Here is a 21388-nt window from a genome sequence, read left to right as displayed (position 1 = left end):
TAGCCCGTACCCTTCCGCAGCATCCTCACTGGAGCACGACTTCCTTGAACAGCACCGCGCTGACCTGCACCGGCGCGACCGCGGCGTTGACGCGTTTGGTCAGCTCTTCCTTGAGACGGAAGATGCCGGCGGAGCCGTTGAGGTCGGAGGAGCGCAGCTCGCGCACATAGGTCTGGAAGATATCGGTGACGCGCGGCATCGTCGGCTTGATCGCCTCGACCTGCTTCTCTTCCTTCAGCTCGAGCACGATTTTGAGCTTCAGATATTGCACGCGTTCGCCGGGCGCGCCGGCGAGGTTGACCATCATGTCGGGCACCTCGACGAATACCGGCGGCTTCGGCGGGGGTGCGACCTCGGCATGGTGCTCGTCTTCGCCATGGCGGAAGAACAGGAACCAGGTCGCGGCACCGCCGCCGAGCACGACCAGCGCGCCGACGACGATCAGGATCAGCTTGAACTTGCTTTTGGGGGCAGCGGCTTCCGCGCCTTCGGCGACTGCACCGCCTTCCGCTCCATTCTCTGCCATGATCGTCCGGGCTCGCTCATCTCAAAAAGGGCCGAAAGAGCGAAGCCTCCTGGCAGACAGTGACGCGATACAAATGCCCCAGCGCAAAGCGCTCCTCTTACCTGCAAACGCTACGGTAATAATGGTTAACGGAACCTTTCGATCGGGCCTCCACTAGGAAAAATCTGCCGGGCAAACATGGCTAACAGAACCTTTCTGCCCGCCGCCCGCGCCGCTGAAAAATAGCCAACTCATTGTAATTGCATATCATTTCAGGTTGGCACGGCTTTCGCTGAGAGAGGGGCGAGACTGAACGGTTTGGGAGAACCCGACGGTCTCGTTCACGGGATCGGCCAAGGCGCTTGGGAGAGCGAAATGGCGGATCTCACGCAGGGGAGATTGACCGATGCAGAATGCGCTTCTGATCGGCTTGTCACGGCAGATGACGTTGGAACGGCAGATGGATGTCATCGCCAACAACGTCGCCAATGCCAATACCAACGGCTTCAAGGCCGACCATTCGCTGTTCGAGGAGTACCTCAACTCGAACGCGCATGAGGACAATTTCGTCGGCTCCGACCGCCGCGTCTCCTATGTGCAGGACCGCGGCACCTACCGCGACGTCGGCCAGGGGCCAATGGAGGCGACCAACAACCCGCTCGACATGGCGATCAGCGGCAACGCCTTTTTCGCCGTGCAGGCCAATGGCGCCGAGCGTTACACCCGCGACGGCAAGTTCGCGCTCAGCAGCACCGGCCAGCTCATGACCTCCGACGGCAATCTCGTGCTCGGCACCGGCGGCCCGATCGTCTTCCAGCCGACCGACCACGACATCAACGTCTCCCCCGACGGCACCGTCACTGTGCTCGAAGGCACGGCCAAGACCGACTCGATCCGCGGCAAGATCCGCATGGTGACGTTCGACGATCCGGCCAAGCTGACCAAGCTCGGCGCCAATCTCTACGGCGCCGGCTCCGCCAACCAGCAGACCGACGCCAAATCCACCCTGCAGCAGGGCTACATCGAGAAGTCGAACGTGAATTCGGTCGGCGAGATGAGCCGCATGGTCGAGGTCATGCGCAGCTACACCGCGATCGCCAACCTGCTCCAGCAGCAGAGCGACCTCCACAAATCGGCGATCGAAAAGCTCGCCGACGTTCCGGCCTGATTAGGGGACCACTGACATGCAAGCGCTCCACACCGCTGCGACCGGAATGGCGGCACAGGAACTGAACGTTCAGGTGATCTCCAACAACATCGCCAACCTGCGCACCACCGGCTTCAAGAAGCAGACCGCAGCGTTCCAGGACCTGATCTACGAACACATCCGCCGCGTCGGCGCGCAGGCCTCGGACCAGGGCACCATTCTGCCGGTCGGCGTTGACATCGGCGGCGGCGTCAAGACCGTCGGCACCCCGCGCAGCATGACGCAGGGCACGCTGTCGCAGACCGGCAACGACCTCGATCTCGCGATGTCGGGCGAAGGCTTTTTCAAGATCCTGATGCCTGACGGCACCTACCAGTACACCCGCGACGGCACGTTCCAGATGGACAACCAGGGCCGCGTCGTCACCGCGCAGGGCAACCCGGTGCAGCCGACCATCACGATCCCGAACAACGCCTCGGGCATCACCGTCAACGAGCAGGGCCAGGTGTCGGTGACGCTGCCGGGCTCGTCGAGCAACACCATCCTCGGCCAGATCGGCGTGACCCGTTTCATCAACAAGGCCGGCCTGCAGCCCGTCGGCAGCAACCAGTTTACCGAGACGACGTCGTCGGGCGCGCCGCAGGACGGCACCGCGAACTCCGAGGGCTACGGCAAGATCACGCAAGGAAGCCTCGAACAGGCCAATGTCGACGTCGTCTCGGAGATGAGCGACCTGATCGCCGCGCAGCGCGCCTACGAGATGAACGCCAAGGTGATCAGCGCCGCCGACCAGATGATGCAATCGACCACGGCGCTGTTCCGCTGAGGTGATGATCATGATCCGCGCGACGCTTGCCACCCTCTCCGCCCTGCTCGTGCTGGCGCTGCCGGCGCAGGCCGCCGACGACGGCATCGCCGCGCCGACGCTGCGCGCCAGCATCACCGTCACGTCCGACGTGGTGCGGGTCGGCGACCTCATCGAGAACGCCGGCTCGGCCGCGCTGATTGCGGTCTACCGCTCGCCCGATCTCGGCACCACCGGCGCATTGCCCGTTGCCCAGGTCGTGAGCGTGCTCCGCGCCAAGCAGGTGATCGGCGTGATGACCGGCGACATCAGGGAAGTCCAGGTCACGCGGCTTGCCCGCACCTTTGCCAACAAGGATCTCGAAAACGCGGTCGGCTCCGCGCTCGAGCGCCGCTTCGGGCTTGGCGACGCCGCCAACATCACCGTGACCTTCGACCGCGGCATTTCCGACATGCGGCTCGATGCCTCAAACACCGGCGCGCTGCAGCCGGTTGCGACGCGCTACGATGCCCGCAGCGGCCGCTTCGACATCGCCTTCGAGATCAACAACGACAGCAGCCCGGCGCCGACCAAGCTGCGCTTCACCGGCACCGCGATCGAGACCGTGGAGGTCGCCGTCCTGACCCGCGACATCGAACGCACCGAGACGCTGAAATCTTCCGACGTCGCGCAGGAGCGACGGCCAAAGGCCGAAGTGACGGGCGAACCTGCGCTGCGCGACCGCGCGGTCGGTATGCAGCTTCGCCGGCCGATGCGCGCGGGCACGCCGATCCGCGCCGCCGACATCGCCAAGCCCGAATTCGTGTCGCGCGACCAGAGCGTCACCGTCATCTACCAGGTCCCCGGAATCCACCTCACCACCCGCGGCAAGGCGATCGAGAGTGGCGCCGAGGGCGACACCGTGAGCGTCCTCAATTTGCAGACCAAGCGTACGCTGACCGGCGTCGTCACCGGCCGCGGCCAGGTGACCGTGCTGGGCGCCAGCCAGTCCGCACCGATGGAGACTGCGGTCGAGCAGACCTCCTCGCTTAGGCGTGACGAAGCGCCCGCTCCTGTCGACACTGCAGCCCTCGTCCGGAACCTGGTCCAGGCCCCCGCGTCACCGGCGCAGATCGCACAAGCCCAGATCCCGCAAGTTCGCGTCTCGCAAGCTCCAGCCAAGCAAGCTCCAGCCAAGTCAGAGTAAGTCATGTCCTCGTTCAGTTCGGCTTCCCGTCTTCGTCGTATCGCGATCTCTGCCCTGCTGCTCGCCACTTGCGCGCTCGCAAGCGGCTGCTCCTCGATTGACCGTCTGTCGCAGATCGGCGAGCAACCGAAGCTGTCGGCGATCGACAATCCGACGACGCAGCCCGGCTACAAGCCGGTGCAGATGCCGATGCCGAAGCCGGAAGTCGCCTCCTACAATCCGAACTCGCTGTGGCGGAACGGCAGCCGCGCCTTCTTCAAGGATCAGCGCGCGACCCATGTCGGCGACCTCCTGACCGTGACCGTCAATATCACCGACAAGGCCAATCTCTCCAACGAGACCCAGCGCAGCCGCACCAATTCGGAAGATTCGGGCATCACCGATTTCATCGGTTCGAAGACGCTCGGCGTCCAGGCGCAGAAGGTGCTGCCCGGCCGCATCCTCACCGCCGACTCCACCGCCTCCAGCGACGGCAAGGGCAGCGTGCAGCGCACGGAAGCCTTGCAGACCAACGTCGCGGCGGTCGTGACCCAGGTGCTGCCGAACGGCAACCTCGTGGTCGAAGGCAAGCAGGAGATCCGGGTCAACTTCGAGATCCGCGAGCTCGTGGTCGCCGGCATCGTCCGCCCCGAAGACATCCAGAGCGACAACACCATCGATTCCAGCAAGATCGCGCAGGCCCGCATCGCCTATGGCGGCCGCGGCCAGATCACGGACGTGCAGCAGCCGCGCTACGGCCAGCAAGTCATGGACGTGCTGCTGCCCTTCTAGCCCTCTCCCGAGCTCCCACATCGTGTTCGCGAACCTAGGCGCGAACGACGATGTACGACGCGGCCCTCGCCAGCTCCCCTGGCGAGGGCCGCATGTATTTTGCAAGGTGTTGCTGTCATCGTCCGCGAAGGCGGACGATCCAGTACTCCGAGACCTTCGTTGCTGAACCGATACAGCACGGTGTACTGGATTCCCGCCTTTGTGGGGAATGACATCGGAGAGAGTCGCAACGCCTCACGTAAACTCCGCCTCCACCACTCCGAGCCCATCCAGCTCCATCCGCACCTTGTCGCCGGCTTTCAGCCACAGCGTCTTCACCAGGCTTCCGGTCAGCACGAGCTGTCCCGCGTGCAGGCCCTTGCCTTCGGCGGCGAGGTGGTTGGCGAGCCAGGCGAGTGCGTTGTGGGGATGGCCGAGCACGTCGGCACCGGTGCCGTGGCTGACCTCCTCGCCATTGACGAGGGCGCGGCCCTTGACCGCCTTCAGGTCCGGCACCGCCGAGCGCGGAACGGAGGCGCCCAGCACGCAGCCGGCGGCAAAGAAATCATCCGCAATCAGCGTCGGCGCGCCCATCGTCTCCCATTTCACGTAGCGGTCGTCGACGATCTCGATCGCGGGATGATAGGCCTCGACGGCTTCGCCGACCCATTCGGCGGTGAACGGCGCCTCGCCGGCGGCGAGGTTGCGCTTCAGGCGCACAGCGATCTCGCACTCGACGCCGACATGGACATAGTCGGAGGCCGCGAGCTTGACGCCGCTGTCGTGCACGCCCTTCTGGAACACGCCGCCGCCGCAGGGGTGCGGGATGCCGATATAGTCCTGCATCACCTGGCTGGTGCAGCCGACCTTGTAGCCGACCAGCGGCCCGACATTCTTCAGCAGCAGATCATGCAGCGCGCGCTGGACCTGGTAGCCCTCGGCCTCGTCATCAGGCGGAACCTCGAGCGCTGCGAGCGGCGCATGGTTGCGGCGCGCCAGCGCGATCGCCTTTGCGGCTTCGAGAATTTTGTCCATCGGCGCCGGCTCCCACGCTACCCAATCGAGGGCGGCAGTGGAGCATCCCCGCCCGGGCCTGACAAGCGCGGGCGGCTTGTGGCATCACGCCTTGACCAGGCCGAGCCGGATCCTTGACGCTGCTGGAATGCCTGACGCGGCCGAGCATCGCCTGCAAGGGAATCCGGCTCGTGGCGCGCCGCACCGGCCAGTCCGGGCCTGGAGCCGCGGAACCCGGCGCGCCCGCGGTCCCAGTTCCCGCCGCAGATGCGGCTTGCGGCCTGCTGCCGCCGGTTAAGGAAATATTGAGCTGGTCCAAGCCTTATGGAGATGCACGCCTTACAGCGTCGCATGAAGCCTGGTTGCAGTGAAGCCGCTGGATCAGTGTCTCAGCATCCGAGACGATCTCGTTGATGCGACTCGCAAAACCTCCCGCACCTGAAGTGAAGGCTGTTTCTGATGTGAACTCACGTGAGCTTGCAGCAATCGACTCTACCTCCTTGATCGCGATTCACTTTTCGCGATTGCGCTCGCGCGTCGAAGCGCGCGGCGGCAAACGTCAGGCAAAAATATCGATTGCGGCGCGAAACGGCGCCGTGAGTCCAATAAGAACGGGGCACCTAAGGCATTGAAATTGCTTGAAGTCGCCGCCAATGAACGAGTCAGCATCGACTTTAGGAACGGGACGATCAGCGGCCTTTGACGATAGGATCGGGGCGCACGATGCAAAGCATTGAAACCACGCGAGACCTAGAGTTCTCGTCGGCGACGGCGATCCGCCGATACCGGAACGACGGGTGCGCCGTGGTAGGATCGCGGTCGGCAGCGTGAGGAGGAATCCGTTCGGCCTCCGCGTTGGCTTGTTAGGAGGGCGAATATGGACGTCACCGTCGCATCCGCGTCCGAACTGATCGACCTCTTCGAGGAACTGTTGTCGGCATACGGCATCAGCGTTCCACAGCACTCGGAGACTGGCGCGGACATGCTCTCAATGTGGAAGGTGTTGGAGCGTGTTCGGGCCGGGTTTAGAGGGAGTCCGGACGAACTCCGGCATGAATACACGGCCGGATTGGCGGCACACGATCTGGCAGCGAAAATGCTCGACGTGAGCCAACGCCCGCAATTCGCGGATTTGGTGCCGCATCTCGAGTTGCTGGCAAAAGGAGCAATTCATCTGACGGCCCCACCGCCAGCCTACCCGGACGGGTACAACAAGCTGATCGAACTCTACTGGGCCGGTCTCTGCCTCGGCGCTGGTTTGACCATCGACCTCGATCACCCAACCAACTCCAACGGCCAAAATCCGGATGTGATTACCGGAACAGATCTGAGGCGATCCAGGCATGGCTACGCGTTTAAGACGGTTCGATCGCCGTACACGCAGAACATGCTCGATCATCTTGAGAAAGGCATCAATCAGATCGAGGTATCGTCGAGCACCGATGGGATCGTCGCGTTCAATCTGACGCCGCGGCTGCTTCAGGCGCACGCGGTCTGGCCCGAAGGGGGGTGCTTTGCTGATTGGCGCCTCCCCGCGATCCATCTAGCCGAGGCGTGCCGGCAGATGGTCGGACAGATCGTCGTCGACAATGGTCAGGCGAAGATCGACGCTCTCTTCCACGGCAAGAAGGCGACCGGGTCGGTACTTTGTCTCGCGTTCTGTCCCACCGTTGCCCTGCATCCCGAGAACAGTAGGCCGGTCGTCATGCCGTTGAAGGTCGGCACTGTAGTTGCGATTTCGGAGGAAAACCCGCTCTCCGATGCCTTCGGAACCGAATTGACGGTCCTGAACCACATGATGCAGGCTTCGTTGGGGTGAGTTTGCTTCGACTACCGGGACGATATAATCGTCTAAATCACGAAGGCGCCCTGCAAACCTTGAGGACTCGCTGACCAGTTTTAGCCGTTGCGCGTGTACCGGTCTCAGAACCTTGTGGAATGGGCAAAGCGCATGATCCAGGGCATTTCAGACTTCGGTCCGCGCCGACGATCCCAGCGTTGCTGTGCCTGATCCTTAGCCGCCATTGACGGCCAACCGCAGCTGTAAGCCCACCATCTCGCAGCCTCGCACACTGATCCAAATTCAGTGTCGATCCGGTCGGTGGAACAGACCTGTCGTAGGATCGCGCGAAAACCCGATCTCGGCCATGAAGGCGGAGAAAGTCGTGTAGGCCACCGTCAGTTTGTTGATCTCGTTGAATTTCTTCCAAAGCGCGTGCGCGCTTCGTGCAGGATCGGCCTCGATCATCGCGACGATTGCGGCCGCCCAGGGGGCGAGCTTCCCGACCGGTCGCACCCGGCCGGTCTCTTCGAACTCCTTGGCCCATTTGGCGACCGTGCAATGATGCACGCCCAACCGTTGGGCGACGTGGTGCGGCGTCAATCCGCTTTTTACGGCAGCGACCGCCTCCTCCTTGTCCTTCTGCGAGAGCCGATGGTTCTCCCGCTTTCCGGGAACAACTTCGTCGAGAGGCTTCGGCTGCAAATGCAGCGTAGCCTCGAAAAGCTTGCGGTCGTAGACCTTGCCCTTCTCGCCGATGAGGGAGGCCACCGGTAGCACGCCGACGGACTTCAGCCACCGGTTCAGCTGAGCCATCTGGTTGAACACGCTCGCTCTGATCATTTCGGGGCCGAAAATGTACTGCCGGCCAACCTTTTGCACGTCCGCACGCGCGAACATCGCGAACTGCCCTTCCCTCTTCGACAGCAACCCGCTCCTGGCTAGGGCCGCAATTCAAGCCCGTCCCCGCAGCAGCCGCCAGCGAAACACGGCGCGGACGCTTGACTCCTGCGAACAAAATGAGAACATCCTCCGATGACCGCTGCCCCCGAGCCATCCGGACCGTCCCCCGACGACCTCGATGCCGCCGCCGACCAGGCCATCGCGGCCTGCGGCGGCGACGCCCGGGAAGCCGTCAAGGCGCTCATCGTTGCGAACGGCTTCCTCGAGGCGCAGGTCGAGGAGCTCCGGGCTTCTGTTTCCGCCGGCTACTCGCGCGGCCGGTTCGACCTCCCGCGCGATCGGAAGGATTGGTACGACTGAGATGTCCGAGGTCACCTACTACGTAGCCCTGCCCTTCGTGGCCGCCGACGACGGCGTCGCCGCCGGCGAGGCGGTCGAGTGCTTCAATCCGAACGCTGCCGTGATGAAAGCCGAGGCGCTTTCGCGGAAGCCCGGCATCGTCGGCGCCGTCGCGTTCAGCCGCAGCGGGGATCCTGCGACGGGCGACTTCGGAGATGCCACCGTGATCCGGAAGTTCGGCGAGGTGCCGGACGACCTCAGTACCCTATGAGACTTCACTGGGTCCGGAATGAGATCCGCCGGCTTGCGCGGGCTGATCCGAACCCAGGAGCGCGAGATCCAGATGCTGCAGCGGGCCAGCGTCATTCACGGACCGGCTCAGATGGTCGGCGCTCTCCGCACGCGTCGAGAGCGGCGGCTCGGCGAGGCCGAATTGAGTGAACGGGGGGAGACCGCCTCGCGGCAGTCTCCCCCGAAAGGTATCAGTCTCAGGCCGCTCGTTTGAACGCTTCCTGGGCGGCCTGGTTGGCGCGATCGAAGCTGGTCCGCGTTTCGGCCAGAGCCACCATCAGGGCGGACCATGACTGCGCTCCGGCCTGGCTTAGCTTCTGGAGCTTTCCCTCCGCCTCGGCCGCCTCGGCCTTCATGCGCTTCACGGCCTCCTCTATTTGGGCCCGACGCTCTGCAGCAAACTGCTTGCCATCGCCGGCGATCTTGTCGGCCGCTTCGCGCCAGGCGTTCAGCTGGGCTGCGGCCTGAACCTCGAAAGCGGCCCGCTGCTGTTCGACCCGCTTGCTGAAGCCATCGACGTATTTCGCCACATCGGCCTCGAAAGCCTTCCAATCCACTTCCAGTTTTGCCTTGGCGGCAACGAAGGCCGCTTCGTTCGCCTCGGCTTGCTTCTTGACCGTCTTTCGGAACTCACTTTGCTTGGCCCGAAGGTCGGCGCGAAGTTCGTTGGCCTTGGCTCGAAGCTCCGCCTGCACCTCCCCCGCTTTGCCATCGAGAAAGGTGAGCGTGGCTTCCATTTCGTCGAGCCGCTCCTTAGCCCAAGACTGAAAGTTTGCTTGCGTGCTCATCGCTCGTCTCCATCGGTTTCATCGACGCGATCAGCGTACGCACCCTGCGCCTGCTCCACCTTGACCAGGATCAACTCGGCTCGCCGCTCCGCCGTCCATCACCGGCGCACTGGCGCGACGCGCCGGTTCGCAAACGCCGCGCCGATGCAGGGCCTGAGCGGTTTCGGAGCAAAATCCCGGACCTCGCTTCCTACCCGTTTCGCTGCGCGGTCCAATATCCCGAGCAGCGCCCGCCCGCTGCGTGGCCACTCCAGCTCCCGCGACCGGCGTCTCGCGTCAACCTCCCGGACCCTGCTGCGTATTTGTCGTGGACCGTAACCGAGGCGTGAACCGCGCCCGAACGTCCGACGTGGCCGGCGAATTTCACCAGGTTGGGATGCGTGACGAAGCCGTCGTTTATGTTCACGGTAAAGCTGTAGGTCGGATCACAGCTGCCGCGCTGCGTGACGAAAAGGAGATTCCAGGATCCATCGTAAGAGGTTCGAGCCTCGACGGCCGTCGCCAGGGTAAGGCAGGCACAGCCGACGACGCTCGCGAGTAGTCGCTTGTTCATGATCTTCTCTCCAGATGATTTGTTGATGTTCGGTACCAAGGGAGCGCAGGTGGGAGCACCGTCGCTTGATCTAACCCATGTGTTCGCGAGAACTTCTTTAGCGGTCCGCTTCTCGGTCGCTCGTTTTGGGCGGCCTACGCGGCCGTCCAGCCGCCGTCGACGGAAAGGTTGGCACCGGTGATCTGAGCGGCGTCCTGGCTGCACAGGAACAGCGCCAGCGAAGCGACCTGTTCCACCGTGACGAATTCCTTCGTCGGCTGGGCCGCGAGCAGGACCTCGCTGATCACCTCATCCCGCCTCATGTTGCGCGCCACCATCGTGTTCGGGATCTGCTTCTCCACCAGCGGCGTCCAGACGTATCCGGGGCTGATGCAGTTGCAGGTGATCTTGGACCGGGCGAGCTCCAGCGCCACCGTCTTGGTGAGTCCGACGATGCCGTGCTTGGCGGCGACGTAGGCCGACTTGAAGGGCGAAGCGACGATCGAATGCGCCGAGGCCGTGGTGATGATCCGGCCCCAACCGCGCTTCTTCATGCGGGGCACGGCTGCACGGATTGCGTGGAACGCGGACGACAGGTTGATCCCGATGATCGCATTCCACTTGTCGACCGGAAACTCCTCGACAGGGGCGACGTGCTGGACGCCGGCATTGTTCACGAGGACATCGACGCTGCCGAAGGTGCTTTCCGCCAGCGCGATGAGCTCGGCGATCTGGTCCGGGCTTGCCATGTCCGCAGCCGAATAGGCCGCCTTGACGCCAAATTCCCTCTCGATCGCAGAGCGCTCGTTCTCGACATCGGCCCGCGCCCCCATTCCATTGAGCACGACGTTGGCCCCGGCGCCTGCGAAAGCACGAGCATACGCGAGACCGATGCCGCTGGTGGAGCCGGTCACGACTGCGACTTTACCTTTCAGAATACTCATTTTGCCTTTCCTTGTTGTACCGTGTGCGGCTCGTCGCCGCGGTGTTTTCGGACCTACGCAGCCCGTCGAGACTGCACTCAGGTGACCAGGGCTCTCTCATGGCCCCCGACGGGACGTCGGACCGGCTGCTGCAGATAGTCGTGAACGACCTTGCCCAATCCCAGCGTAAGGTCTGCACGGATGTGAACCGCGGAGACGATCTCGAGCACCGGCAAATCGGACACGGGAGCGAGGGCGTGAGGCGTCAAGGAGAGAGCGGCGGGTCCGGTCCACGCCCCCTTCAAGACCAATTGCTCGAGGTGATATTCGACGAGCTCGCAGATCCGCGGGCTGCCGTCGACGTGCGGAATGATCTTGAGCAGGAAGTTCGGCTCCTGCAGCGCGGCCTTCACCTGGGCCACGTCGGCTTCGCGGTGCTTGTATCCCATCGTGCCGGTCGCTACCCGCAGCGGACCGTAATCCAGCGTGCCGATGAGCGTATCGAGCTCGGTCCGCAAGGTCGGCTGGCCGAGCTTTTTCGGAAAGCCCCAGAGCTCCCGGCCACCCGCGATCGGTCCCTCATCGTTCAGGAACATGCAGTGGGTGTAGCCGCCCTTGCGTCCGCGGAACGACACAGGGATGACCTGGCCGCTCTCGGTATAGTCGCCGAAACCATTGGAATCCGGCATGCGGATGAATTCGTACTTGACCAGCGCTTCGCCTTCATCGAGATCGAGCGGAGCCGGGACGACCGATCGCAGCTTCGCCGGATCGGTGCGATAGGTGATGATCAGGTATTCGCGGTCGACGAAACGATACGGTCCCGGCGGATAGGCCGGATTCGTCAGCGGCATGGCGAACGCACGCCTAACGACCTCACTCTCGCGCATTTGAATTCTCCTGTGACTGGGAAGGGCCCGGCCGGCCTATTCGCGACCGTCGTGCTCAAGATCGAACGTGGAGACGCCGTCCGCACTCGTCGGGCGGGCCAGCACCTCGGGATGCCGAAGGGTGCGCAAGGCGTCGTGATAGCCGGCGCGCCAATGATCCTGCATCGACAGACGGGAAAACTCGTAGTCCTTGGAGTGGCCTTCGTAATCCCGCGCGCGATAGATCAGGTGGACCAGGCTGTGCACGTTGTTGGAGGCAGCAGTCCTGAGCAGCTTGACGTCGTCCTGTTCGCGCAGTTCTTCCGGCAGCCTGCTCAAGAGAGCCGCCAGGTCTCGCTGCAACCGGTGCAGGCTCTTGAACTGGTCGGTGCTCGCCCGCGTGCGACTGGAGTATTGGATCTCTTTCTGGCGAGTGATCACTTCCGCCATGTTGCCCGGGATCTGGCCGCGCGCGCTCCAGAGATCGACCTGAAACACGAGCGTGTCCTGTCGGGCGCCGCACTCGATCACCCACTGCAGCGGCGTGTTGGATACGAGGCCGCCATCCCAATACTGTTCGCCATCGATTTCGACAGCCGGAAAGCCCGGCGGCAGCGCACCACTCGCCAGAATGTGCTCCGGCCGGATGGTGTGGGTGGCAGTGTCGAAATAGACCATATTGCCGGTCCTCACGTTCACGGCCCCTGCGCTGAACCGCGTCACACCAGCGTTGATGCGATCGAAATCGACCAGGCGCTCCAGTGTCGTCTTCAGCGCGCTGGTGTCGTAGATGCTGGTGGCGGCAAGCGTTCCACCCGCTTGCAGCCACGGCGCGAACGGCCGCGCGGAAAAGAATCCGTTCGCCCCGAACATCGCCGCAAAGCCCGCATTCACCTGATTGAGAAAACTGCGAGTGTGATCGCCATTCATCCCATGGGTGAAAGGCGTGTCCAAGGTCACCTGCGTCCAAAACTCGCGGAGCCGGTCCACCCGGGCGTTCGGCGGATTGCCGGCGATGATCGCGGCATTGATCGCCCCGATCGAAATGCCCGCGATCCAGTCGGGATGGATGTCGGCTTCGGCCAAGGCCTCGTAGACGCCGCCCTGGTAGGCCCCCAAGGCGCCGCCGCCCTGCAGCAGCAGGGCGATGCAATCGAACGGCAGACGCCGGTCGGCGGTCGCGAGGTTCTGTCGAGGCTGAAAGTTCATTGTTGTTGCCCTTGATTTGGGATGGCTGAGGCAGCGCCTGTTCGGCCGGCCCGGCCCGTCGGCCGACCATTTAATAAACTATAACGTATAGTTTATTAAATGGTCAAGATGGCCACGTTCACATGCGCGTGCTTCGTCAGTCGCAGGCCAGAACGCGGCGGTGGCGGGTGTAGGTGTAGGTAGCAGTCGCCGTCGGACGAGTAGCCGCGTCCATAGGCGTAGCCCGCAGCGGCCCCCGCGTAAGCGCTCGCCGCATACGCACCACGATAGCCGTACCGCGATCCATCGTAACGGCCGTAGCCGCCGAAGCGGCCGGAGCCGACCGATGCAGCACGAGTGGCGCTCGCCGGTCCGCCCCTTCCGACCCCGGCGAGATCGCCGCGCACCGCGGGTCCTGCACCGAGACGAGGCGCCCCGCCGGCGAGGCCGGCACGCGGCGCACCGCCGGGTCCCATCGGAGGACGAGCCGCAAAGGCCGGAGGACCCCCCGCTGCGATCGGCGGCGGACCGCCGGCTGCCATCGGCGGAGGTCCCGCCATCGGGGGCGGCGGCGGAAACTGCGCGAACGCGTCGTGCGCCGACAGCGTCATTGTCGCGAACGTCGCGGCGAGCGACAGCATCAGTGTCTTTCGTGTCATGGTGTTTTCTCTCTCAAGACTGCGTTTCGAGGACAGGCGTCGGCTTGGACGCGGGAACGTGTGCCGGCATCTGCGCGTCCGGACGGGGAGTATCGTGCGCAGGCGCAGCAGGCTCCTGCGCCGATGCTTCGTGGTCGAGATCGGGCTGAATGCGGAACCAGGCCACATACAGCGCCGGCAGGAACAAAAGCGTCAGCAGCGTGCCGACGATGATGCCGCCCATCATCGCGTAGGCCATCGGGCCCCAGAAGATCTCGCGCGCGATCGGAATCAGGGCGAGACTTGCGGCGGCGGCGGTCAGCAGAATCGGCCGCATGCGATGCTCGGTCGCCTCCACCACGGCGTCCCAGGCCGGGCGCCCCTCCTTCCTGAGGTCCTCGATCTGCACGATCAGGATCACCGAGTTTCGGACCAGGATGCCGATCAGGGCGAGAACGCCGAGGATGGCGACGAAGCCGAGGGGCGCTCCGCTCGGCAACAGAGCCATGACGACGCCGATCACGGCGAGCGGGGCGACCGCAAACACCAGGAACAGGCGATGGAAGCTCTGCAGCTGGATCATCAGCACCGTCGCCATGACGAACAGCATGAGCGGAACGATGGCCACGATCGGCGCCTGGCTCTTGGCGCTCTCCTCCACCGAGCCGCCGATATTCACCGAATAGCCCGCCGGCAGCTCCTTGGTGAACTCCGCAACTTTCGGCGCGAGCTGATCGACCACCGTCTTGGGCTGCGCGCTGCCGACGACGCCCGCCTTCAACGTGATGGTCGGGATCCGCGCGCGCCGCCAGATCGTCGGCTGCTCGAGCTCGTAACGCAGATTAGCCACGGCCCCGAGGGGCACGGACTGACCGCCGACGCCCGTCAACTGCAGATCGCGCAGAGTATCGATGGACGCACGCTCCGCCGCCGTCGCCCGTCCCGTGACATTGACCAGGTAGATGCTGTCGCGCACCTGCGTGATCGGCGTTCCCTCGAGCACCGAGTTCACTGCCGTGGCGATGTCCTCCGAGGTCACGCCGAGTTGGCGGGCCTTGTCCTGGAGAACGTCGACCTTGACGACCCGCGCCGGCTCTATCCAGTCGAACACGACGTTGCCCAGATCGGGGCTGCTCCGGACGATCCCGGCAAGCTTCTGCGAAAGATCCCGCAGCCTGGCGATGTCAGGCCCGCTCAAGCGGTACTGCACGGGACGGCCCACCGGGGGACCGACCTCGAGCAGCTTGACGTAGGTGTCGGTGCCGGGGAACGTCTTCTTCAGGTAGGCCTCGAACTGCGCCTTGAGCTGGTCGCGGGCGTTGATGCCGCCCTTGGTCACGACCACCATCTGGCCGAACCAGGTGTTGGCCGTCTGCACGTCGAACGACAGGACGAACCGCGGCGAGCCGGTGCCGACGTAGGTCGACCAGTGATCGACCGAATGGTTGTCCTCAAGCTGCTCGCGCTCGAACCGCGCCATCTGCACGTTGGTGTCGGCGATGGAGGCGTTCTGCGGCAGATTCCAGTCGATCACGAGCTCGGCGCGGTCCGAGGACGGGAAGAACTGCTGCTGGACGAATTGAAGACCGAACAAGGCGACCAGGAAGGCTGCGGCCGTCACCGAGATGGTCGTCCAGCGATGATGCATGCAGAACAGAAGCAGACGCGCAAACAGCTGCGCCACGCGGCCCTTCTCTCCATGGTGGCCCTTCATTTTGGCGGGCAGGATCGTGACGCCGAGCAGCGGCGTGAACAGCACCGCGACAATCCAGGACACGATCAGGGAGACTGCGATCACCACGAACAGCGTGAAGGTGAACTCGCCGGCATTGCTGCTGTTGAGCCCGATCGGGATGAACCCGGCCACCGTGACCAGGGTGCCCGTCAGCATCGGAAACGCGGTCGACGTATAGACGTGGGTCGCGGCCTTCTCCAGGGGCTCGCCGATCTCGAGCCGCGCCACCATCATTTCGACCGCGATCATGGCGTCGTCGACCAGCAGGCCCAGAGCGATGATCAGCGCGCCAAGCGAAATTCGCTGAAGCGAGATCCCGGCATAGGCCATCACGACGAAGGTGATGGCGAGCACCAGCGGGATAGCGACGGCGACCACCAGGCCTGCGCGCAGGCCCAGGCTGAGAAAGCTGATGCCGAGCACGATGATCACGGCCTCGAACAGCGCTTCCGTGAAGCCGGAGACGGCATGCTCGACGATGACGGGCTGATCGGCGACCTGGTGAACGCCGACGCCGATCGGCAGGTCGGCGATGATCTTCGTCATTTCCTCCTTCAAGCCCTCCCCGAAGTGAAGCAGGTTGGCGCCGGACTTCATGCCGATGGCAAGCGCGATCGCGGGCTCGCCGTCGTACCTGAACAACGTCTTGGCCGGATCCTCATAGCCGCGCGTGATGGTTGCGACGTCGGTCAGGGGAAAGAAGCGATCGTTGATGCGGAGGTTGACCGCCTTCAGGCTTGCCTCCGAGGTGAACTGGCCGTTCACCCGCACGCTGATCCGCTCCGGCCCTTCCTGGAACACACCGGAGGGCGCGACCGCATTCTGCCCCTGCAGCGAGGTCATGATGGCGTGGACGTCGAGGCCAAGGGCCGCGATCTTCCGGGTCGAAAATTCGAGATAGATCACCTCGTCCTGCGCACCGAGAATGTCGACCTTGCCGACGTCCGGCACGGTCAGCACCTTGGCGCGGATGTCTTCGACGTGATCGCGCAGCTGACGCTGGCTCAAGCCGTCGCTGGTGAACGCATAGATGTTGCCGAACACGTCGCCGAAGCGGTCGTTGAAGCCCGGCCCGATCACCCCTTGCGGAAACTCGCCCTTGATGTCCGCGATCATGTTGCGGACCCGGATCCAGGTCGGCTTCACGTCGGCGGCCTTGGTGGTGTCACGCAGATAGACGAAGACGGTGGTCCGGCCGGCGACGGTGACGCTCTTGGTGTAGTCGAGCGATTCCAGCTCCTCGAGCTTCTTCTCGATCCTGTCGGTGACCTGCCGGGTCATCTCCGCGGGCGAGGCACCCGGCCACTGCGCCTGGATCACCATGGTTTTGATGGTGAAGTCTGGGTCTTCCTGCCGGCCCAGTTGAAGGTAGGCAAACAGGCCCGCCGCCATGAAGGCGATCATGAAATACCAGACGAGCGAACGATGACCGAGCGCCCAGTCGGAGAGGTTGAACGACTTCATGGCTTCTGATCCTGTTCGATGCGGACGTGCTGTCCTTGCTTGAGGCTGTGGATTCCGGCGGTAACGACGCGGGCGCCGGGGACAAGACCGCCGACGACGCGGAGACCGGTTGGATCGGCAACGACATCGACCTTTTGCAGCGAGGCCGTGTTGGCGGTCTGATCGACAACCCAGACGAAATTTGCGTCCTCCTTGGCGAGCAGCGCCGAAGCAGGCACGTGCAGGGCCCGGGGTTGAGCCCTGTCGAGCCTGGCGGTCACGGTCGCGCCAAGCCGAAAGCTGTCGGGCGGATTGTCGAGGGCAATCCGGACGCGCCGCAGTCGGGTGACCGCATCGGCTTGGGGCGCAATCTCCCGGACGGTCCCCTGCACCTGAACAGCGGGAAGAAGCTGTAGGGAGACCGTGAACGGCAGCCCGATCTCCAGCGGCAGCGGAAAGTCCTCGCCGATATCGACGACGGCTTCGCGAACGTCCGGCCTTGCGATCGTCACCACCGTTTGACCAGGGGACACCACCTGGCCGACTTCCGCGCCGATCGCGGTGACCACGCCGGCGAAGTCGGCCTTGATCTGCGAATAGCCGAGCTGCTCCATCGCTTTGGTTAGATTTGCCTGTTCGCGCGCTACCGTTGCTTCGCCGCCGGCGCGCGCCTGCTCGGCATTGTCCAGAGTCTGCTTCGTGGTGGCGTCGGTGGTGATGAGCGTCCGCTGCCGTTCCTCCGTCGCTCGAACCGTCGCGAACTGCGCCTCGGCCTTGGCAAGCTGTCCTTTGGCGGCGCGAACGGCGAGTTCGAGGGCCGTCGCGTCGATGGTGCCGATCGTCTGTCCCTCATTGACGAGATCACCGACGTAGACGGGACGGCTCGTCAGGCGTCCCAGCACGCGGAACCCGAGATTGGTCTTGTAGCGCGGCTCGATGACGCCCACCGCGACGGTATCGGCGGAATGATCGGCTTCGAGAAGCATCGATTGGACGGGACGCGTGGGCTCAGGCGCCTTCGCTTCCTGCTGACATCCGGCAAGCGCAAGCGCGCATGCCAGCGTGCCGGCGATGGTCACGGGGCTCGTCATGAGTGATCTCCTTCGTAAGTCACGGGCTGGCCCACGCTCAGGAGTTTGCCGCCGTCCACCACCACTCGCTCGCCGGGCTCGAGACCCGCCTTGATCAACACTTCCCCGGCCTCGTAGCCACCGACGATCACCGGCTTCAGGGAGGCGATCCGCGTCGCCGGATCGACGGTCCAGACCGCGGGTCTGGTGCCCGCCGCCATCAAGGCGCTCCATGGCAGGGCGACCTGCCGCTCGGCCTTTACTTTCACCGTTCCCGCGACGGCGCTTCCAAGCGTCATCGTGGGGGGCGGAGCCTTGATCGCCACCTTCACCCGAATGGTCGAACTCCTCGGATCGACGGCCGGAGAGATCTCTCGAACCTCGCCGTTCGCGGTCACGCCCGAGTCGGCCACCAGCCTCAACGAAACGTCGCCACCGTCGGCGTTTCCAAGAAACATCGACTCGTACACATCGAAGACCGCGTCCCGCTCGCCATCTTGTGCCAACGAAAAGACCGGTTGCGCCGCCTGCACGACTTGGCCCGTTTCCAGGTTGCGGGCGGTGACGACGCCGTCTGCCTCGGCCCGCAGCGCGGTGTAGCCGAGGGCGTCTTTCGACGTCCCCAGCAACGCTCGCGCCGATTCAAGCGCACCTTCAGCGGTTCGCAATCCTTCCTGCGCCTGGTCGTAGGCCGTGCGCGTGGTGAAGCCGCTTGCGATCAGCGACTTCTGGCGCTCGAAAGTCGTCTTCGCCACACGTAGCTGGGCTTCGGCCGCCAGCTCTGCAGCCGTCGCGGCATCGACATCGGCCTCCTGCTCGGCCGGGTCGAGCAGTGCCAGCACCTCGCCCGCCTCGACGTGGGTCCCGACTTCGACGAAGCGCGCGATCACACGTCCGCTGACACGGAACGACAGATCGGCGCGGAAGCGAGGCTGGACCTCCCCGGTCAAGGTGAGGGAGGCTTGCCGATCCTTCGGCTGCACGATTTCCGTGCGCACGAAGGCGGCGCGGGCAGCGGGAGCGGCCGCGTGATCGCCGCAGCCTGCGAGCGCGGCGGCGACGAGCGCGAGCGTCAGTCCGCCGATGGGCTTCACCAAGCGCTTCTCACGGACGAATTTTGGACAGGGAGGTTTCATAGCGCGACCATGCGGTTGGGGGATGAGAACAGCTGACCCAAGGCATCGGACGGTTTAGGATCCGGCTTGGCTGCAACGGGATGATTGGCCTGGTGCGAGACGGCAGCAGGCGGAGGAAGAGCCGCGGTGTCGGCCGACTTGGCCTTGACGGGCCGCGTCAACCTCATGCGCCGCGTCGCCATCCCCCAATTCGTCTGCCGCTCTCGCTCGGTCAGCGGAAACGAGAGAACGACCGACGTGAACTCGCTGCCGAAACCCTGCTCGATCCGACCGCCCAGGCTCCTCGCCAGGTCGTTGTCGGTCCGAACGCGCCGTCCGGCATCCGACCGCACGGAACGCGAGCCGTTGTCCAGCACGACGCAGTTCACCAGTGCGCCGCGACGGGTCAGCTTGACCTTGATCTCACCGGCACGCGCATCGAAACAGGCGTGTTTGGCCGCCGTCGCGATCAGGTCATGGACGATCAGACCCAGCCGCCAGCACCGCTCCGACTGAAGGGGGACGCACTCGGTGTCGAAGATCAGCTGAATCCTCATGCCGTCCAGTCGGGACCGGCGCATCGCGCAGCCCAACTTGTGGACGTGCGCTGCGGCATCGACGAGGGCTTCGCCCTGAGGCCGCGCGAGCATCAGATGCACTTCGGCATGTCCGTGCAGCAGGGAGGCCACATCGTTCAAGGCGGCCTTCGCTTCGGCCCCTTCGGCCCGGACGATCGCAGCCGAGACCAGATCGAGCGCCGAGGCGACGCCGTCCGCGACCCTGTGATGCGACTCCCGCAACAGGACGCCTTCCGGCAGACGATGCGAATCTTGGCTCAAAACGGGCACTGCGTTCTCCTGAAGTGGGCTCGGATGATCGGCCTCTGCGCGAAGGCTCTTGCGGCCCCGATCACCCGAAGGCGCTGCAAAGCGTTAATCAAACTATACCGTATATTTTCTTTTTCTTGCCTTTCACTGCCGCCTATGTCAAGTGGCTTCTGCGTACGCACAGACTCGTGATTGGGAGACCGTCGATGACGAAGAAGACCACCCCGAAACGGGGCCGGCCGGCGAAGGAATTCGCCGGCGACGTCCAGGCCCGGATCCTCGATGCGGCCCAGCAGCTTTTTCTCGACAAGGGCTACCGCAGCGCCAGCATCGACGACATTTCCGAACTGGCCCCCGCGAGCAAGCCGACGATCTACGCGCATTTCCAGGGCAAGGAGGCGCTGTTCGCGGCGGTGGTGGCCCGGACCATCAGCGGCCTGTCGGATTTCGAAGGCTTCGAGCCGGAGGGCCGCACGCTGCAGGACAAACTCATGAGCCTGGGCACCGCGATCGTGGAGAAGGTCATCGAGGAATCGCTGGGGATGGTTCGCGCCACGATCGCGGAAGCGCAGCGTTTCCCGGAGCTGAGCCGCAACGTCCACGACGCAGCGCGGGATCGCTCCGTCGGCGCCATTTCTCAGCTGCTGAACGAGACGACCCAGAAGGTCGCGCGCGCACCGAGAGGCCCCTTCACCGGAAAGCGCAGCATCGCCACCGCTCAGATCTTCCTGGATCTGATCCTGCTCCCGATGCTCTTCCGTTCGCTGGTGGGGGAACCGCCGAAAGACCTGCGACGGGAGTTGCCGTCTTTCGTGCGGGAACGCGTCCGGTTTTTCCTCTCGGCGTGCGAGGCGGATTGGACACCTTGAACCGCGCCTTCGCCGGGCGCTAGGCGCGGCACGTCGGGCGGTACTGCAGCCGCAGCCCGGCAACCTGCGCCGGCGCGGCGTTGCGGAGCGCGCCCGAGCAGAAGCTCATCATCTCCTCGAAGGTCGCCCTGCCGGCCCTCGTTCTGATGCGCGACGGATCCAGGTACGAACCCATCGCCTCGCACGTGCAGCGAGCCAGCGCCGTCGCGCTTCCTGCCCGGAATTCGCCGCTTGCCTGCCCGGCCGCGATGATCGACCCGACGAGTCCGCGGACCCTCTCGGCGTGGAAAAAGACGACGGGCCAATTCGCTTGTCCTGCGGCTACGACCAGTTCGTGCAGCCTCGCATCGTGCGCCAGCCTATGTTCATGACGCTGGCAGATCGTCCAAAAGACAGCCTCCAGGCGCTCTTCGCCCGAGACATTACTGCGGGCCTCGATTCCCGCGCCGGCGCACACCTCGCCGAGGAGTCCTGCCACCACGGCCTCCTCTACCGCCTGGCGGGAAGGAAAGAACCGATAGATATTTGCCGGGGACATGGAGGCGCTGCGGGCGATGTCCGCAACGGTCGTCTTCCGATAGCCGATGGCCCGGTACAGTCGAATGGCGGCCTGCACGATTCTTTCGCGAGGGCACGGCGATCCGCCCGGGGATGCCTGGGTCTTGTTCATC

At 64.4% G+C, this 21388-nt stretch carries 22 protein-coding genes; 8 read left to right on the top strand and 14 right to left on the bottom strand.

The annotated features are described in order from the left end of the window. Positions 1–25 precede the first annotated feature (25 nt). Positions 26–526, bottom strand: coding sequence for a flagellar basal body-associated protein FliL (fliL, locus tag FXB38_RS13840; RefSeq protein ID WP_148751396.1), 501 nt, complete (start codon positions 524–526; stop codon positions 26–28). 385 nt (positions 527–911) lie between these two features. Between fliL and flgF the strand changes: the two genes are divergently transcribed. From flgF to flgH, 4 genes are read left to right on the top strand one after another with little or no spacing between them, the layout of a single operon-like run. Then, entirely contained in the window at positions 912–1673 is a 762-nt protein-coding gene (gene flgF / locus FXB38_RS13835) for a flagellar basal-body rod protein FlgF (RefSeq protein ID WP_148751395.1), read from the top strand. 16 nt (positions 1674–1689) lie between these two features. After that, positions 1690–2478 (top strand): flagellar basal-body rod protein FlgG, encoded by a 789-nt coding sequence (gene flgG, locus FXB38_RS13830; RefSeq protein ID WP_148751394.1) that lies wholly within the window; start codon positions 1690–1692, stop codon positions 2476–2478. Between the two features lie 10 nt (positions 2479–2488). Further along, positions 2489–3643: a flagellar basal body P-ring formation chaperone FlgA gene (gene flgA, locus FXB38_RS13825; protein ID WP_187434857.1), complete on the top strand. Its 1155-nt coding sequence runs from the start codon at positions 2489–2491 to the stop codon at positions 3641–3643. 3 nt (positions 3644–3646) lie between these two features. Further along, a complete protein-coding gene (gene flgH / locus FXB38_RS13820; RefSeq protein WP_148751392.1) occupies positions 3647–4414 on the top strand; it encodes a flagellar basal body L-ring protein FlgH in 768 nt (255 codons plus the stop codon). A gap of 234 nt (positions 4415–4648) precedes the next feature. Here the strand turns inward: flgH and FXB38_RS13815 are convergent, their stop codons facing one another. Beyond that, on the bottom strand, positions 4649–5428 hold the full coding sequence (locus FXB38_RS13815) for a 2-keto-4-pentenoate hydratase (protein WP_148751391.1): 780 nt from the start codon (positions 5426–5428) through the stop codon (positions 4649–4651). Between the two features lie 856 nt (positions 5429–6284). Between FXB38_RS13815 and FXB38_RS13800 the strand changes: the two genes are divergently transcribed. Continuing rightward, positions 6285–7226, top strand: coding sequence for a hypothetical protein (locus tag FXB38_RS13800; RefSeq protein WP_148751390.1), 942 nt, complete (start codon positions 6285–6287; stop codon positions 7224–7226). A 264-nt stretch (positions 7227–7490) separates the two neighbouring features. Here FXB38_RS13800 and FXB38_RS13795 read toward each other — a convergent pair whose 3' ends face one another. After that, positions 7491–8117 carry a helix-turn-helix domain-containing protein gene (locus FXB38_RS13795; protein WP_148751389.1) on the bottom strand — a complete coding sequence of 209 codons (627 nt, stop codon included), beginning with the start codon at positions 8115–8117 and terminating at the stop codon, positions 7491–7493. Positions 8118–8222: 105 nt separating this feature from the next. Between FXB38_RS13795 and FXB38_RS13790 the strand changes: the two genes are divergently transcribed. Together FXB38_RS13790 and FXB38_RS13785 are read left to right on the top strand one after the other, a co-directional pair. Continuing rightward, a complete protein-coding gene (locus tag FXB38_RS13790) occupies positions 8223–8450 on the top strand; it encodes a hypothetical protein (RefSeq protein ID WP_148751388.1) in 228 nt (75 codons plus the stop codon). 1 nt (position 8451) lies between these two features. Then, entirely contained in the window at positions 8452–8700 is a 249-nt protein-coding gene (locus FXB38_RS13785) for a hypothetical protein (protein WP_148751387.1), read from the top strand. 217 nt (positions 8701–8917) lie between these two features. Here the strand turns inward: FXB38_RS13785 and FXB38_RS13780 are convergent, their stop codons facing one another. The 10 genes from FXB38_RS13780 to FXB38_RS13735 all read right to left on the bottom strand — a co-directional run bounded on the left by FXB38_RS13780 (position 8918) and on the right by FXB38_RS13735 (position 19869). Continuing rightward, positions 8918–9508 carry a hypothetical protein gene (locus FXB38_RS13780; protein ID WP_148751386.1) on the bottom strand — a complete coding sequence of 197 codons (591 nt, stop codon included), beginning with the start codon at positions 9506–9508 and terminating at the stop codon, positions 8918–8920. 190 nt (positions 9509–9698) lie between these two features. Then, positions 9699–10061, bottom strand: a complete 363-nt coding sequence (locus tag FXB38_RS13775; protein WP_187434856.1) for a hypothetical protein — start codon at positions 10059–10061, stop codon at positions 9699–9701. Positions 10062–10195: 134 nt separating this feature from the next. Next, the gene (locus FXB38_RS13770; protein ID WP_148751385.1) at positions 10196–10984 is read right to left on the bottom strand and encodes a 3-hydroxybutyrate dehydrogenase; all 789 of its coding nucleotides are present in this window, start codon (positions 10982–10984) and stop codon (positions 10196–10198) included. Positions 10985–11061: 77 nt separating this feature from the next. Next, positions 11062–11853, bottom strand: coding sequence for an acetoacetate decarboxylase (locus FXB38_RS13765; RefSeq protein ID WP_148751384.1), 792 nt, complete (start codon positions 11851–11853; stop codon positions 11062–11064). A gap of 36 nt (positions 11854–11889) precedes the next feature. After that, a complete protein-coding gene (locus FXB38_RS13760) occupies positions 11890–13041 on the bottom strand; it encodes a DUF3734 domain-containing protein (protein WP_148751383.1) in 1152 nt (383 codons plus the stop codon). Between the two features lie 95 nt (positions 13042–13136). Next, positions 13137–13679 (bottom strand): hypothetical protein, encoded by a 543-nt coding sequence (locus FXB38_RS13755; RefSeq protein WP_246229877.1) that lies wholly within the window; start codon positions 13677–13679, stop codon positions 13137–13139. 13 nt (positions 13680–13692) lie between these two features. After that, positions 13693–16857, bottom strand: coding sequence for an efflux RND transporter permease subunit (locus tag FXB38_RS13750; RefSeq protein ID WP_246229876.1), 3165 nt, complete (start codon positions 16855–16857; stop codon positions 13693–13695). Then, the gene (locus FXB38_RS13745; RefSeq protein WP_148751382.1) at positions 16854–17927 is read right to left on the bottom strand and encodes an efflux RND transporter periplasmic adaptor subunit; all 1074 of its coding nucleotides are present in this window, start codon (positions 17925–17927) and stop codon (positions 16854–16856) included. The genes FXB38_RS13750 and FXB38_RS13745 overlap by 4 nt, the downstream gene beginning before the upstream one ends. After that, the gene (locus tag FXB38_RS13740; RefSeq protein WP_148751381.1) at positions 17924–19042 is read right to left on the bottom strand and encodes an efflux RND transporter periplasmic adaptor subunit; all 1119 of its coding nucleotides are present in this window, start codon (positions 19040–19042) and stop codon (positions 17924–17926) included. The genes FXB38_RS13745 and FXB38_RS13740 overlap by 4 nt, the downstream gene beginning before the upstream one ends. After that, positions 19039–19869, bottom strand: coding sequence for a sensor histidine kinase family protein (locus FXB38_RS13735; protein WP_246229874.1), 831 nt, complete (start codon positions 19867–19869; stop codon positions 19039–19041). Before FXB38_RS13735 ends, FXB38_RS13740 begins: the two co-directional genes overlap by 4 nt. Positions 19870–20054: 185 nt before the next feature. Here FXB38_RS13735 and FXB38_RS13730 point away from each other — a divergent pair, with 185 nt between their 5' ends. Further along, positions 20055–20717: a TetR/AcrR family transcriptional regulator gene (locus FXB38_RS13730; RefSeq protein WP_148751380.1), complete on the top strand. Its 663-nt coding sequence runs from the start codon at positions 20055–20057 to the stop codon at positions 20715–20717. Between the two features lie 19 nt (positions 20718–20736). Here FXB38_RS13730 and FXB38_RS13725 read toward each other — a convergent pair whose 3' ends face one another. Next, entirely contained in the window at positions 20737–21387 is a 651-nt protein-coding gene (locus FXB38_RS13725) for a TetR/AcrR family transcriptional regulator (protein WP_148751379.1), read from the bottom strand. Between the last annotated feature and the right edge of the window lies 1 nt (position 21388).

It is taken from the genome of Bradyrhizobium cytisi (assembly GCF_008123515.1).
Classification (GTDB): domain Bacteria; phylum Pseudomonadota; class Alphaproteobacteria; order Rhizobiales; family Xanthobacteraceae; genus Bradyrhizobium; species Bradyrhizobium cytisi.
Note: the sequence above shows the minus strand (reverse complement) of the source record. Positions and strands in the feature narration are given on the sequence as shown.